Origin of the sequence: Rhizobium sp. BK619, from assembly GCF_014195245.1 — a bacterium.
Taxonomy (GTDB): Bacteria; Pseudomonadota; Alphaproteobacteria; order Rhizobiales; family Rhizobiaceae; genus Rhizobium; species Rhizobium acidisoli.
In genome coordinates this window covers 89,366-104,061 of the sequence record NZ_JACIBH010000016.1, presented here as the reverse complement: position 1 = coordinate 104,061, position 14,696 = coordinate 89,366, and the positions used below count along the sequence as shown (strand labels likewise).

Below are 14,696 nucleotides of genomic sequence, written 5' to 3'. Positions count from 1 at the left end.
TCAGCCTCGGCGGGCGACCATGATTCCGGCAAGCACGACGGCGCCGCCAAGCGCCTGCATGGTTCCAATCGCCTCGTTCAGCAGGGCCCAGGCAAGGATTGCCGCGACGACCGGCTGCAGCAGCAGCGTCAGCGAGGAGAAAGCCGGCGGCAGATAGGCCAGCGCATAGGTGATCGCCACCTGCCCGCCGGCATGGCTGATAAAGGCAAGACCGAAGAGGATCGACCAGCCATAGAGGCTTGCCGGCAGCATATGGCCCTCATGAATGAGAGCGATCGGGAAGATGAAGACGGCAGCCGATGCCGTGCTCCACAGCATGATGCGGATGGTATCGAACCGGCTGCGCAGCCTGCCGATCGCCAGGATATAGCAGGCATAGAAGAAGGCGGCGATCATCGCGATACCGTCACCGCCGAGGTCGCCATTGCCGATGGCTGCCGGTCCGCCCTTCAGAATGACGACGCCCGCCAGCGCCAGGACCAGTCCTAGCAGGAAGACGCCGCTCGTCCTTGCCCGGAAAAAGACGAAGGCGATCACCGTGACGAAGACCGGTGCGAGGTTGGCCAGCAGCGTCGCATTGGCAACCGAGGTCATGGTGAGCGAAAGGTGCCAGGCGGCGAGATCGAGCGACAGCATGACGCCCGGCAGGATCAGCATGCCGTAATCGGAAAGGCTTTGCGGCTTCGGGCCTGCATGCTTCTTCATGAGCGAGACGATGAAGATCGGGATCAGTGCCAGCGCCACGCGCCAGAAGGCCGTCGCCATCGGCCCGACCTCGGAGAGCCGTACGAAGATCGGCGAGCCGCCGATCGCCGCCCCGCCGAGAATGAGGGCTGCAAGGGCGAGCCGATTGGAAGGCGAGGCTTCGGAAAGGGTGGAGGCAGCCTGCGACATGATCTCGATATTTCTGGTCGCCCGAAAGCGGGGCGATGGGATGTTGGCCGCCGTGAGTATCAGAAGTCGATCATGAACGACAGCCGCCAAGCGACATAGGAATGTAAAATCAGGGGAATGTAAAATTAGGCCGGATGCGTGTTTGTCGCGTTCACCCGCAGCTTCGCAGCGATCTCGTTCGCGACGAAGAAGGCGTGCTCGGTCACCTGCGGCAGGCCCATCAGCTCGCCGAAGGTGCCGCGCGCCAGCGGGCCGGAGATCAGCAGCGATGGATCCGCCTCTCCTGACAGGCCGATTGCCTCCGAATGTCCGGTGCAGGCAAGGCCGAGGCCGGTGGGATCGAGCGACAGGTGGCCGTTTGCCGCAAGGTCTGCGAGCCAGGGCTGAGTTTCGAGAATGCCGCCATGGGCCGGGCCGGTGGTGACGATGACGGCGTCATAACTCCGCTCCAGCGGCTGGCGCTGCTGCCGTGGCTTCAGGGTGCACAGGATGAACTCGCCCTCGATGCGCGCATCGGCAACGGAGCCGGCAAGGATCTCGAGCCGGCCGGCAGCAATCGCCGCGTCGAGCACGGCCTCGACCTGCGGAGCGATGCGGAACCGGTGCACGTCCCAATAGGGACGCAGATGGCGGACGAGACGGCGCCGTTCGGCGCCCGGCAGCGCCTGCCAGAGATCATATCCCTGCGCCCGCACCTGATCGATCACGCCGTGCCAGCTGATCCCCTCCGCTTTTGCCGCATCGATGGCGATGCGGATCCTTGCCAGCAGCGAGCCGGCGGAATGGCCCGCATCGGCCAGGAAATCGCCGAAGAGCGGCTGCGGCACCGGCGCATGCCCGCGCGAACGCAGGCCACGGCGCGAGATCGCGGTCACCGGACCCTCATGTCCGCGCTCGGCAAGCGAGGCGATGACATCGGCCGCCGTCAGGCCGTTGCCGATGACCAGCACCCGGTCATGCGGGCGGATGACCTCGAGCGCGCCTGGTTTGGTGGTATCGGCGATGAAACGCGGATGGCCCGCGAGCCGGCTCGCCAGCCGGCCGGGGGCTGCGGGCGCCGGATGGCTGGTGGCGATCGCGACGATATCGGCCTCGGTCACGCCGCCCTTATCGTCGCGGATCGTCCAGCGGCCGGCACGGCGCTCGACGCCGGTGACCGCGACACGGCAATGACGCACGCGTCCGTCTTCCAGCATTGGTTTCAGCAGCGAGGCGACATATTCGCCGAACAGCTGGCGCCGCGGGAAAAGCGAGCCATCGGGCTGTTTGGCCTTGCTGTCGCCGGCAACGGCATCGCGGGCTTCGATCCAGGCCTGGAATTCGCCCAGATCGTCCGGCTGCAGGCTCATCTTGGCGGCCGGGACATTGATACGGTGCGCCGGATCATCCGTGTCATAGGCAAGGCCGCGGCCGAGTTCGGCGCGCGGCTCGAAGACCAGGATGACGGGAGCTTCGCCGCAATCCGCCCGGGCGAGATGATAGGCGACGCCGGCGCCGGAGACGCCGCCGCCGATGATGGCGACGACAGGCCGTTCGGATTTCGGGAAAGGCTTGGACTGCATGGTGGCCGTATCATCGCTTTCGATGCCCAAGCATAGAAGCCGGGCATGGGCCGCGCAATCCTCTGCCGGCAATTGTCTATAAATATTATATAGATCGAGCCTAGAACAGGATGATTTTAGGCCCGGTCGGCCTAAAATCTGAATCCTGTTCTACCTTAAAGAGTTAGAGCATGATGTCGTCCGAAAACCGCTCACACTTTTCGGCATCATGCTCTATGCCGATATCGTCGTCGAAAAATCGGGGTTGCCGCGGATCGTATTGCTCACCGTGCAGATCTCGTCTTCGGCCGCATGGACGATTTTCTGCCGGGTCTCCTCATCGATATCGCCTTTGATCGAGAAGGCGATATTGAACCTCGCAACACGCGAAAGGCCTTCCGTCGCCTTCTCGCCGGTGACCTCGGCGGTGATGTCGCTGATCTTGTCGAGAACGCCCATTTGGCTGGCAGCCATGCGGGCGCTGAGCACGAGGCAGGCCGAGAGCGAGGCATAGAGCAGGTCGAGGGGATTGAAGCCCGGCTGCGACGGCGAAGTGACGATATCGATCTCGCCCTTGGTGGCGGAGGTGACATGCGGAAAACCGGTGCGGCCGAGAGCGGCGGTGGCGCCGGTCGGGCGGGGACGGGCCTTGAGATCGACCATGATGAATTCCTTTGACGAACATTCTGTAGATGGCAATCGCCGCCCGGCGCCGCAAGAGGCAAGTGCCACGCATCGGTTTCGGAACCTTTCCATCCGTCATCAGTTGATTACACCTGAACGAAATCAGTGACAAAGGTGGTTTGCGATGCCTGATGTCCGCAGCATGGATCGCCAGGGCCGGCAAATGGACGCCCGCGATCGGCTGATCGTGGCGCTTTATGGGCAGCTGAAGGCCGAGCGCGAAACACGCGAGACGCTGGAATGGGCGATCCGCAACGGCGCCGTCTCGCGAGAGGTGCTGGAGGCGATCGCGGCCGATCCGGTGCCTGTCGTCACCAGCGAGGATATCGCCTCCGTGGAGAAGATCATCGCCCTCGACGAGCGGCGCAAACCAAATCGGAACTAAAGAGGAGATCCGAAATGGCCGATATTACCTATCAGGTCGTGCCGCATGACAATGGCTGGGCCTACAAGCTCGGCGACACGCTTTCTGAAACCTATGCCACGGCCGATGAAGCGATCGTTCACGCCAGGGATGCCGCCTCGCGCCAGAAGATCGGCGATGGCGATGCGCTGCTCGCCTATCCCGCGCCCGACGGCCGCGGCTGGGCCTTTCAGGAACTCGAAACCGACAAGAGCAACAGTCGGCTCTGATTTGCGACGGAGGATGGAATGGCCGCGCGGGCAAGCTGGAAAGGTCATCTGAAGGTGGGCGACCTTGCCTGCGCCGTCGGGCTTTACACTGCCATTTCCTCCTCCGACCGCGTCTCCTTCAACATCATCAATCGCAGGACCGGTCACCGGGTGGAGCGGCAATTCATCGACAGCGAGACCGGCAAACCGGTCGAGCGGGACGACCAGGTCAAGGGCTACCAGCTGGAGAATGGCGATTACATCGTCATCGAGGGCGACGAGATCGCCGCACTCATGCCGGAAAGCGACAAGGTGCTGAATATCAAGGCCTTCATCGCCTATGACGGCATCGACAAGCTCTATTTCGACCGTCCCTACTATCTCGCGCCCGTGGACGAACATGATGAAGAGGCGCTGGCGCTGATTGCCAGGGGGATGCTCGACGGCAAGGTCGCAGCACTTGCCGAAGCCGTGCTTTTCCGACGCAACCGGACGCTGCTGATCCGCCCGCAAGGTGACCACATCGTCGCGACCATGCTGAACTTCGACTACGAGGTGCGCTCGGCCGAAAGCGTCTTCGACGACATTCCCGACATTAAATTCGACAAGGAGATGCTCGAACTCGCAGGCCATATCCTCAAGACCAAGCAAGGCAGCTTCGAGCCGAGCGAATATGAGGATCGTTACGAGGCTGCCCTCGTCGAGCTGGTGAAGGCAAAAATCGAGGGCCGGGCACCGCCAAAGAAGAAGCAGCCGCCAGAACGCAAGGTCGTCGACCTGATGGAGGCGCTGCGACAGAGCGCTGGGGTGAGCGGCAAGGCCACTGCAAAGAAGGCGCCGGCGAAAAAGGCGCCGGCGCGCAGCGACAGCCGCGGAACCAAGAAGGCGAGCTGAGCTGGCTTTTGAAATCTGTCGTTTTCGCTAATGCGGTTTGCGCCCGTCATCCGTCGCAAGGCTCTTCTTCAGCGCATCCATGATGTTGATGACGTTGCCGGTCGATTTCACCGGTGCGGGCTTTTTCGCGGGCGCGGCCTTCTTCAGGCTCTTCTGCTTGCCGCGGATCATCGACTTCAGGCGCTTCTGGATCGGATCCTGCACCATGGCCGGGCTCCAATCCTTGGTCTCTTCCTTCACCAGCTGTTTCATCAATGTCAAAAGCTTGCTGTCGATCTCGGCCTTGCTGTCGAGTTCGGCCACAGGTTCACGCACCTCGTCGCCATAACGCAGGGTCCAGAGAATGATGCCCTTGCCCTGCGGTTCCAGGAGCACGGCGCGCTCGCGACGATAAAGCACCAGGCGGGCGATGCCGACCACGTCGTTTGCCTTCATCGCCTCACGGATGACGCAGAAGGCTTCCACCCCGACCTTATCCTCGGGCGCCAGAAAATGCGGCTTGTCGTACCAGATCCAGTCGATCGAGCCGCGCGGCACGAAGCTGTCGATATCGATGGTGCGGGTGCTTTCGAGCCCGACCTCCTCGATCTCCTCGTCTTCGAGCAGCACATAGTCGTCCTCGCCGCGCGGATACCCTTTCACCTGATCCCGGTCGGCGACCGGCTTGTGGGTGACGCTGTCGACATAACGGCTTTCGACGCGATTCCTGGTCTGGCGATTGAGAACGTGGAAGCGCACCTTATTGCTTTCGGTCGTCGCCGGCGTCAGCGAGACGGCGGCGGTCACCAGCGAAAGCTTGAGGTAGCCCTTCCAGAATGTCTGACGTGCCATGCCTGTCTCCCGGACACGGTTGGACATCGCATTCAACGGCGGAGCCGATGTTTGGTTCCGAAAATTGGGTTCGCCGTAAAATCGCCTGGGTAGTGCCAATAGTCCAGAGTCGATCGGACGGTTAACGGCGCGACATGATGACATGATTATATCGGCTGGATTCGCGGAATGAGTTCGCTTAAAGTCGCGCCGCATGGCGAAGTGAGACGTGCCGCCTCAAGAAGCTTGGGGCCACTGGTCAAATTGCCCTGGCCAAATCGCCCACCGAAACGGGCAGTTTGGGAAACTAGGACGACGTTATCGAAACCGCCAAAAACGAATTCGTTCTTCGCGAGCGGAAGCCGAGGATGCGCAGATCAGTTCCCGCCTCCGTTCAATCGAATACCGGCATCGCCTTGATCGTGGCGAACAGCCGGGGTTCTGCAGATTGATTTATATGAGCCTTTGATGACGATAGAAAATGCAGCTTTGGCAAGACACCACTATCCGGCGGGCTACCACCGGCAGTCTGTGCCTCGGTGGCGCGTCCGGCGCGATGTGCTGGCAAAGCTGGTCCTTACGATAGCATTTTACGCGTCTCTATGGCGGGCAACAGGCATGTGGTACGGCCTGCCCGCAAACTTCGACGACGGCGCCGCGGTCGACCCGCTGCCGATGAAAATATTGCTCTACGGCCTTATCCCTTTGTCAGGATTATATTTTCTGTTGGAACAGAAACAGTTCCTACGGGTCTTTTCAAGGTTTTCGCCGTTCATCGTGGTTGTCGGCATTTCGTGCCTGACATCGATCGTCTTCTCTATCGACAAGACCGCATCCTTAAAAGGATTGGCTGCGGTCATCGTTCTCGCCATCCCGCCTCTTCTGTACCGCGCGCGCTACGGCAATGTCGAAGCCTTCCGAGTCCTCGGGCGTTTTGCGATTGCCGCCGCATTCATCAACGTTCTCTACACGGCAGCTTTCCCACAATTCGCCATCATGCGCGGCAGCTATGCGGGCATGGTCAAAGGCGCATTTTATCATAAGAACACGTTGGGGCAGTTTTCCTCGATCAGTTTTGTCTGCCTGCTCTCGACGGAGAAACTCGGCCGGCTTCGTTACAGTACCCTGGTACGCTGGGCTGCAATGCTTTGTCTCCTCGCCTTGATTGTGGCAACGAAGTCCTCGACGGCTGTCGTCTTGACGATGTTCGGCAGCATGATGCTGTATGGCATTCGCGTTATTCACATTTACCCGAACCGTCTTTTTCGTTCCTTCGTCGTTTTCCTGTTGTTCGTGATCATCGGGTTCGGCGCCAGCTTCGTTTACCTCGGCGTGGCTTCAGCGGTTGCAGAAGCATTCGGCAAAGATATTACTTTCTCCGGTCGCACCAATATCTGGGAACAGCTATTGCCATTGATCTGGGATAGGCCCCTAACAGGTTATGGGTTTGCGATGTTTCGTCAGCCCGATGTCATGGAAGAGTACGTCAAGGTTACCTTCGATGCACGATCGACCCATAACACCTATCTTGAGCTAGCGCTCAATATCGGCATTCCAGGCGTTACCGCATGGACGTTGTTTGCGCTGACCCGCGTGTTCCGGAAGATGACAATCGTCGACCCCGATCCGGCAGAATCCGGCGCCAGGCGAAAGGAGATTGTTATCATCATCCTCATCATGCTTGGAGCCATGACCGAGGCAGGCATGATGCTGGCACCTTTCATTTGCTGGCCACATATGGTCATCGCACTCTCGGAACTGCGTCCCAGGTTGCGAACAAACCGGAATCAACGCCAGCCTTGAGGGAAGGTGTGTTCGACGGCTGGCGGTAGAGCGCTCATTCCGTCGTTCTTGTCGCATCGGTCAATATCGTCGGCCGCCGGATGGGCATGCGAGCAGCCGTTCAAATCGAGAAATATCGCTTCTGCCAGGGCAGCATGTTTTCCTGCCACGCGCGCGGCGTGAAATCATCATAAGCAGTCTCAGCGATCGCCAACATCCAATTCTGCTCCTTGCGGGCCAGCAAGACGCATGACAATTCCATGCCGGCTTCGACCGTTATCGATGGCCGGTTGGCGCCCGGTATATCGATCCCCTTGTTACGCCACTGGATGCGGATTTCGTCGGGCTCGGATGTCCATTCACCTGAAGAAACGGAAGCCTTTCCGTCGGGCTTGACGCGAAGCGGCGGCGGAGTGACGTTCAGAAAGCTGCCGTCATTGACATAGTTGCCGTCAACGTCCCCCGCAGTCGCCTCCCCGTTTCCCTTCAGCAGAATGCCCTGCTTGCAGCGCAGGAATATGTTGCGCCGAAAGCTTCCGGACCATGGTCGATTGGCGAAAAAAGCGATGTCACATTCGCTGATGACGTTATCGTGGATATTCATATCTTTGCGGAATGCCAGATTCTGATCGGAATAACCGCTCAAACTCACGCCGCGATTGCTGTTCTCGATCCTGTTGTCATAAACATGGTGGCCGCCATGGCTGACTTGATCGCCAACTCCATAACCGAAGGAATAATCGTTCATCCTGCCGTCGCGCATGATGTTACTGCGCACGACCGCATCGTCGCCGATCGATGAAAAAGAAAAATTCTTCCCGCCGATGAAATTATATTCAACGAGGTAGTTCCGGGTCCTGCCGCAAACCAGCGCCCCCTTGTTCGAGGTGCTGGACGGCCTTTGTAGAAAAAGGTTGCCCCGGACCACCACATTGGAACTTATATAGCTATCTTTGTTTTCGTAGGCGAATTGGCAACAATCCGCTCCCTGGCCGGGCGCTGCGCCGACGCGGTTGTTTTCCAGCAAAACATTCGACGTCATCGTAAGGTAGATGCCGTCGCCATTCACATTTTCTGTTTCGCAGCGCCTTACGACAAGATTCTTGCCGTTGTGAAATTTGAAGCCGCGCGGAGAATTCTTGACCACCACGTCTTCGACCACAGTGTCGGAAAAGACCTGATAAGCGACGCCGATATCCTCAGCACCGTCGATGACCTGCCCCCGTGTGGATGCTCCATGAATTTTCTTTCGCAAGATGGCGGGCATCAGATCTTCCTTCGATATGCTTGTCGCTCTCAATAGTGAGCGGCGGTGTGGCGGATGTTTGAATATCTGAAAATTATCTTAACCTGAACGGCCGCTGAGAAATCTATGCAAATAGACCAATAGAAACAGTCCGCCCCGATCGTCGTGTTCGACCAGACGCCCTTGCAGCGCGTTGAAGCCGCATCGCATCTCGGGCCCAGGATCGGTCGGCACCGGGCTCGTCACATGTTCGCCCGATTTTTCCTGCATGGCGTTCTGGCAACGCCGCCGCTGCGTTTCAGCAGCCCATTTTAATCGCCCGTCAGTCTTCTTCTGTGGCCTGAGTTGGGGACCGTTGAAAAGCAGCTGTTTAGTCAATCACTGTTGCGCTGATGGACGTTACTCTTCTCCTCGTCGGCGCCATCGGACCAGTGGTAAAAATAAACACTATCTCGAAACCTAGATGACCTTGCGCTCGCTCGCTGGGCCTCTATCTCTGGGCCGAAAGCGCCTATAGGGCGAGTTGTTTCATTTTACCATGACTCTGGTTGCATATTGAACGGTCTCACGTTACGAAATCCCGGGAGGCCAAACACCGAGGCCGACAATGATTACGCATCGTCAAGATATCGACGGCCTGCGAGCCGTAGCCGTCATTTTTGTGATTCTTTATCACTGCGGATTTGATCGCATTCTCCCCGGCGGATTTATCGGGGTGGACATTTTTTTCGTGATATCGGGCTTCCTGATTACAAAAATAATCCTCGCCGAAGCGAACGATGGCCGATTTTCGATCGGCAACTTCTATAGCCGTCGAGCCAAACGAATTCTTCCTGCCGTCATAGCCATGTACGCTGCCGTGATGGCGGTTTCGTATTTTACGATGCTGCCTGACGAAAGCCTGCGGGTCTTCAAGTCCGTGACGTCCTCCGCGCTCTTTGCGTCCAATGCCTACTTCTATTTGACGACTGGATATTTCGATGATTCCGCGGAATTCAATCCGGTCCTGCACACATGGTCGTTGTCGGTCGAAGAGCAGTTCTACGTCATTTTTCCGCTGATCGTCATGGCAGCGAGCCGGTATGGGCGCAAGGTGACCGGGATAGCCATAGCGGGACTTTTCGCAGTCAGCATCATTGCTTCCATCATCGCTGTTCCGATCAACCGCTCTGCAGCTTTCTATCTTGTGCAATATCGCGCGTGGGAGCTGCTGGTAGGCTCCCTCATCGCAGCACCGGCATTGACGAAATTTGCCGATATGCGGATCAACAATGCGCTTTCGGCAATCGGCGCCTTGGCGATCGGCCTCAGCGCACTGCTATTGTCGAAAACCTCTGAGTTTCCCGGGTTGATGGCCTTGCCCGCGACGGCAGGCACGGCTCTGATCATCTGGGCGGGTCCAGGCACGCTGGTCAGCAGGCTTCTATCATTGCGGGTCGCCACCTCGATAGGTTTGATCTCGTATTCCCTTTATTTGTGGCATTGGCCGATCTGGGTGTTTTCGAACCAGTACGGGGCGTGGGAGCATGGCTGGCAATTGGTGCCCGTCGCTTTGAGTTTTGTCGTCGCATATTTCTCGTGGCGATTTATCGAAACGCCCTTCCGAACGATGCGATACCGGCCTCTGGTGTCCGTAGCCGCCGGGGCTGCCTCCATTGCCTCAGTAGCAATGCTGGCATTCGTCGGGCAGCTCGCCGCCGATCAAATGAAAGACGACAACAAGCTCGTTGAGCGAGTGGCGGAATTTGCCGATTACGACCCCTCGAAAGCCTTCCGCAGTGGAAAATGCTTCCTCACGTCAAACGACGGTATCGAAAAATACGATCGCGATGCCTGCCTGGCTCTCTCAAACAATCAGCAAAACATCGCGCTCGTCGGTGATAGTCACGCTGCGCACCTATATCCCGGCTTGAAGACGCTGCCGGGGACCAACGTCCTTCAAGCCAACGCATCAGGATGCCGTCCTACTCTTGAAGCCGAAGGCGAAGAGCGCTGCCTGGACCTCATGAACTACGTCTTCAAAGAGTTTTTGCCGAGCCACAAGGTCGATGTTCTCGTGTTGGCTGGACGCTGGACGGAAGATGACGTCAAACTCATCAGAAAGACGGTGGACTACCTGTCACCCTTTGCCAAAAAGATCGTCGTCTTCGGACCAGTGGCAGAATATAAATCTTCCTTGCCGCGGCTGCTCGCTCACAGTCTCTATGAGAAGCAGCCATTTCATGCCGCCGACCATTTGGCGCCTCGGCAGCGCATCGGTGTGGAGATTCACGACGCATTGGCCGGAAGCGGAGCAATGTACATCTCCACCTATAAGACCATGTGCAACCCCGACTGTATCGTGTGGACAAAAAGCGGGGACCCGGTGCAATTCGACTACGGGCACTTCACCGCTGACGGCTCCCGCCTGTTGATTTCAAAGGTTAAGCAGGACCTCACCGTTCAACGGTGAGGTCCGCCCACGCTGCGCGTTTTGAAACTGTCGATGAGCAGCTGTCGGTGTTCAGCTTACGAACCGTCCATCCTGCAGAAACGCCAGGGCTTGCCTCCACATGATCTTGTTGACCGGCAAGAAAGTGTGGTTGGCGGGAATGACGATATGCGCCGCGGCGCCGTCGAGGCGGGTGCTCTCCACCGACACCTTTCCATCATTCGGAACCCTGAGGCCGATGATCAGGGAAGAGACCGGGTCGATGGTCCGGTTCCCAGCGATGATGCCAAGTTCGTAATCGACAGTGCCGAACAGCGTGGTCATTGCGGTTTGATCGGTAATCAATTGCTGCCCTGCCGGTCCATAGAATTTCCTGTAGAGCGGCCAGGTCTTGAGGAAATCGGCAATCTCACTGCCATTGTTCGGCGTTCCGACCATGACCACTCTTCCCAGGTTCGACGGGCGATGGTTCCTGAGAAAAGCACGGATGAGCAGCCCACCCATCGAATAACCGATGAAATGCACATGGCCGTCGCCTGCCTCCTTCGCAGCCGCGTCGATCTGCGGCCGAACGATATCGACGAGGTCGCCGATCGAAAACCTGGTGGAGGGGTAACCGACATTCACAACCCGATATCCCTTGCCGGACAGGAAGGCCGCGAGCTTCTCCATACTTTTCTTCGTCCGGGCAATGCCGTGAAAAAGGATGACCGTGTCGCTCATCAGGTGTCCATGAAATGGCTTGGTTGTGGCGTAGGAATTGCTTAGACCGGAATCGATTTAGGGATAAGTTGTGCAGCATTCAAACTGCTATGGCGTCCTTTATGCACGTGAAGACGCTCGGTGCTGCAAAAGAGAGAAATGCCGGCCTGTGACGACCAGCATCAGACATATCGCCAAGCTCGCAGGAACGTCGGTCTCTTCGGTCTCGCGTGTGCTCAACAACAGCGGCTACGCCTCGCCTGAGCTCCGGCACCGCGTCGAGGCGGCGATCCGGACACTGAACTACACACCCAGCAAGGGTGCCCGTATGCTGCGCGGTGCACCAAGCCGGATGATCGGGCTGATGCTGCCGTCGATTGACGTGCCGTTCTTCGGTATCCTTGCCCATGCCATCGAGCAGGAACTGTTTCAGCACGGCTATCAGACGCTGATCTGCAGCACGGCGGAAAATATGGATCACGAGGCGCGCTATATTTCCATGCTGCTTTCCCAGCGCGTCGATGGCGTCATCGTCGCAAGCGCCTTCGGCAGCATCGAGCATTTCGGGGTGCTGCGGGATGCCGGTATTCCGATCATCGCCATCGACCGCGAGCTGGGCGGCATCGCCGACGACGCTGTGATGGCCGATCACGAAGAAGGCGGACGGCTGATGGCCCGCCATCTGATCGGCCTCGGCCACCGGGCGATCGCCATCGTCGGGGCGCCGGCACACAGCCAGCCGATCCAGCTCCGGCTCCAGGGCATCACAGCGGAAATGGCGAAAGACGGCATCACGCCTGCCGTCGTGGCGATGGCGGAGGAGCACAGCTTTGCCGAGACCTACCGGCTGGCGCGCGAATTGCTGGCGTCTCGGCCTGAAATCACCGCGACCATCGGCACCACCGACGTTTCGGCGATAGCGGCAATCCATGCCGTCCAGGATCGCGGATTTTCCGTTCCGAACGATTATTCGGTCGTGGGCTTCGACGACCTGCCGGAGGCAGCCTACGTCTTCCCACGGCTGACAACGGTCGCACAGCCGATCCGCAATGTCGGGCAGCAGGCAGCGCGGCTGCTGGAAGCGCTGATCGACGACCAACAAACAGGAGCCGGACCTCGACCGGCTGCGGTCGTCAAAGTGCCGGTCACGCTGATTACGCGCGATTCCACCGGCCCCGTCCGCAGCACCATGCTCTAAGGCCGGACGATGACCTTGATCTCGCCTGGCAATGGCGCGTTGCCCACCACGTCGGCGACCTCTTCGAGACCGATGGTTCTGGTGACCAATGCGTCCAGTTCCAATGCTCCGCTTGCGACCATTGCCGCAGCGCGCGAATGGGTGAAGGGGTTGAGGTAGGCAGGCCTGATATCGACTTCGTTGATCAGCAGATCGAAAGGCAGAACCGGCACCTCGACACCCGCAGGCGTGACCCCGAAAAGCACGAAGGCGCCACCGCGCCGCGCCATCTTCAGACCGCTTTGAAGCGTGTCACTGACGCCGGCGCACTCGATGACCACATCGGCGCCGCCCTTGGTGACCTCTCGAACGGACGCGACCGTGTCCGAAGAATTCGGGTCGAAGGCGTGCGTCACCCCCAGGCGCAGAGCGGCCTGACGTCTCGATTGCTGCCGCGTGATCAAAATGATCTCGCCTGCCCCCGCCAGACGAGCCAGCTGCACCATCAGCAGGCCGATCACGCCCCCGCCGAGGATGGCGACGTTGTCGCCAGGGCGGATTCCTGCCTTGTCGATGGCGTGGATGCAACAGGCCAGCGGTTCGGAGAAGGCGCCGTGAACGGGATCGAGGCCGACCGGCAGGATGAAGGCCTGCGCATGCGGCACCGCCACATATTCGGCAAAGCCACCATCCCGCGTCACGCCGATGGCGGTCAGTCTCTCGCATAGGTTCGGCCGCGCCCGTGTGCAAGCCGGACAGGTGCCGCAGGCGATATTCGGGTCGACCGTCACCAACTCGCCGCCGGCAAAGCGGGTGACGCCATCGCCGATCTCTTCGACGATGCCGCAGAATTCGTGGCCCAGCGTGACGGGGATCGCTGTCGGATATTCGCCCTTGTACATGTGGCGATCGGAACCGCAGATGCCGGCGGCGGCGACCCGGACAAGCAGCTCGCCCCGCCCGGCAACCGGTTTCTCAACGCTGCGCATGGTCAAAGACCCGATCGACTCCAAGCGTACAGCTCTCATTCCACTCCTCCAGACCTCAAGCTCGATTGCCTATTCCTGCCGATGAAGCGAAGCGCTCAGCTCATGACATTGCCGCCATCGACATTGTAGCACTGCGCCACGATGTATGCTGCATCGGGCCCGGCCAGGAAGGCCGCCATGGCGGCTTGTTCCTCAGCGGCGCCAAATCGCCCGGCCGGGACGGCGGCGGCCACGCGCGACTTCACCTCGCCGGGTTGCAACCCTTCCCGGCTGCCGAGTTTTGCATCGACGACGTCCCACATCGGCGTATCGACGACGCCGGGAGCGATGGCGTTGACGTTGATCCCGTAGCGGATCAGCTCGAGGGCGCAGCTTTGCGTGATGCTGATGACCGCCGCCTTGGAAGCACAGTAAGCCACAGCCGGTCCTTCGCCCCGACGCCCGGCCTGGGAGGAGAAATTGATGATGCGTCCACCTTCCCCTCTCTCCACCATATGCCGGGCAACGGCCTGTGTCATGAAGATCAGGCCTTCGATATTGACCTGAAACACCTTCGCGGTCCGCTCCCGGGATATTTCCAGAATGGACTCAACCTCGTAAATGCCGGCGGCGTTGACCAGGATGTCGATCTTGCCGGCGACGGCGATGGAAAAGCGCACAGCGTCTTCGATGCTGTCCTGGCGAGTCACATCGAGCGCGACACCCCAGGCATTAGCGCCGATCGCTTCCGCCACGGCCACGCATTTGCCAGCGTCGAGGTCAGCGACGACAACCTTGGCGCCTTCGGCGGCGAAGCGCTCGCATACCGCTTTGCCGATGCCGCTTGCTCCTCCCGTGACCAATGCCACCTTGCCGGAGAGCCGCCACCCCGTTTCCGTATCTGTCATCGCGCTGCCTCCCTGGCTGCCATCGTGAATAGCTTCATGTGCTCCTC

At 59.4% G+C, this 14,696-nt stretch carries 14 protein-coding genes; 6 read left to right on the top strand and 8 right to left on the bottom strand.

Annotation, left to right across the window (positions count from 1 at the left end; all coding sequences use genetic code 11):
* The 3 genes from FHX14_RS27830 to FHX14_RS27820 form a co-directional block, all read right to left on the bottom strand.
* Entirely contained in the window at positions 1-894 is an 894-nt protein-coding gene (locus FHX14_RS27830; protein ID WP_003588612.1) for a DMT family transporter, read from the bottom strand.
* 125 nt (positions 895-1,019) lie between these two features.
* Positions 1,020-2,456, bottom strand: a complete 1,437-nt coding sequence (locus tag FHX14_RS27825) for an FAD/NAD(P)-binding protein (protein ID WP_003588614.1) — start codon at positions 2,454-2,456, stop codon at positions 1,020-1,022.
* 213 nt (positions 2,457-2,669) lie between these two features.
* Positions 2,670-3,098, bottom strand: coding sequence for an OsmC family protein (locus FHX14_RS27820; RefSeq protein WP_003588615.1), 429 nt, complete (start codon positions 3,096-3,098; stop codon positions 2,670-2,672).
* 145 nt (positions 3,099-3,243) lie between these two features.
* On the opposite strand from FHX14_RS27820, the gene FHX14_RS27815 reads away from it, so the two are divergent.
* From FHX14_RS27815 to FHX14_RS27805, 3 genes are read left to right on the top strand one after another with little or no spacing between them, the layout of a single operon-like run.
* The gene (locus tag FHX14_RS27815) at positions 3,244-3,504 is read left to right on the top strand and encodes a hypothetical protein (RefSeq protein ID WP_003588617.1); all 261 of its coding nucleotides are present in this window, start codon (positions 3,244-3,246) and stop codon (positions 3,502-3,504) included.
* 14 nt (positions 3,505-3,518) lie between these two features.
* Positions 3,519-3,752: a DUF2188 domain-containing protein gene (locus tag FHX14_RS27810; RefSeq protein WP_003570400.1), complete on the top strand. Its 234-nt coding sequence runs from the start codon at positions 3,519-3,521 to the stop codon at positions 3,750-3,752.
* A gap of 18 nt (positions 3,753-3,770) precedes the next feature.
* A complete protein-coding gene (locus FHX14_RS27805) occupies positions 3,771-4,625 on the top strand; it encodes a Ku protein (RefSeq protein WP_003588619.1) in 855 nt (284 codons plus the stop codon).
* A gap of 27 nt (positions 4,626-4,652) precedes the next feature.
* On the opposite strand, the gene FHX14_RS27800 is transcribed toward FHX14_RS27805, so the two are convergent.
* Positions 4,653-5,456: a Ku protein gene (locus tag FHX14_RS27800; RefSeq protein ID WP_003588620.1), complete on the bottom strand. Its 804-nt coding sequence runs from the start codon at positions 5,454-5,456 to the stop codon at positions 4,653-4,655.
* 447 nt (positions 5,457-5,903) lie between these two features.
* Between FHX14_RS27800 and FHX14_RS27795 the strand changes: the two genes are divergently transcribed.
* Entirely contained in the window at positions 5,904-7,238 is a 1,335-nt protein-coding gene (locus FHX14_RS27795; RefSeq protein ID WP_037073316.1) for an O-antigen ligase family protein, read from the top strand.
* A gap of 100 nt (positions 7,239-7,338) precedes the next feature.
* On the opposite strand, the gene FHX14_RS27790 is transcribed toward FHX14_RS27795, so the two are convergent.
* On the bottom strand, positions 7,339-8,484 hold the full coding sequence (locus FHX14_RS27790) for a right-handed parallel beta-helix repeat-containing protein (RefSeq protein ID WP_003588623.1): 1,146 nt from the start codon (positions 8,482-8,484) through the stop codon (positions 7,339-7,341).
* A 586-nt stretch (positions 8,485-9,070) separates the two neighbouring features.
* Between FHX14_RS27790 and FHX14_RS27785 the strand changes: the two genes are divergently transcribed.
* Positions 9,071-10,915 carry an acyltransferase family protein gene (locus FHX14_RS27785; protein ID WP_184380116.1) on the top strand — a complete coding sequence of 615 codons (1,845 nt, stop codon included), beginning with the start codon at positions 9,071-9,073 and terminating at the stop codon, positions 10,913-10,915.
* Between the two features lie 51 nt (positions 10,916-10,966).
* On the opposite strand, the gene FHX14_RS27780 is transcribed toward FHX14_RS27785, so the two are convergent.
* Positions 10,967-11,617: an alpha/beta fold hydrolase gene (locus FHX14_RS27780; protein WP_003588626.1), complete on the bottom strand. Its 651-nt coding sequence runs from the start codon at positions 11,615-11,617 to the stop codon at positions 10,967-10,969.
* 148 nt (positions 11,618-11,765) lie between these two features.
* On the opposite strand from FHX14_RS27780, the gene FHX14_RS27775 reads away from it, so the two are divergent.
* Positions 11,766-12,794 (top strand): LacI family DNA-binding transcriptional regulator, encoded by a 1,029-nt coding sequence (locus FHX14_RS27775; RefSeq protein ID WP_003588628.1) that lies wholly within the window; start codon positions 11,766-11,768, stop codon positions 12,792-12,794.
* On the opposite strand, the gene FHX14_RS27770 is transcribed toward FHX14_RS27775, so the two are convergent.
* Together FHX14_RS27770 and FHX14_RS27765 are read right to left on the bottom strand one after the other, a co-directional pair.
* Entirely contained in the window at positions 12,791-13,801 is a 1,011-nt protein-coding gene (locus tag FHX14_RS27770; RefSeq protein ID WP_003588630.1) for a zinc-dependent alcohol dehydrogenase family protein, read from the bottom strand. The genes FHX14_RS27775 and FHX14_RS27770 overlap by 4 nt on opposite strands.
* A 56-nt stretch (positions 13,802-13,857) precedes the next feature.
* Positions 13,858-14,649, bottom strand: coding sequence for an L-iditol 2-dehydrogenase (locus FHX14_RS27765; protein ID WP_003588632.1), 792 nt, complete (start codon positions 14,647-14,649; stop codon positions 13,858-13,860).
* Positions 14,650-14,696 lie beyond the last annotated feature (47 nt).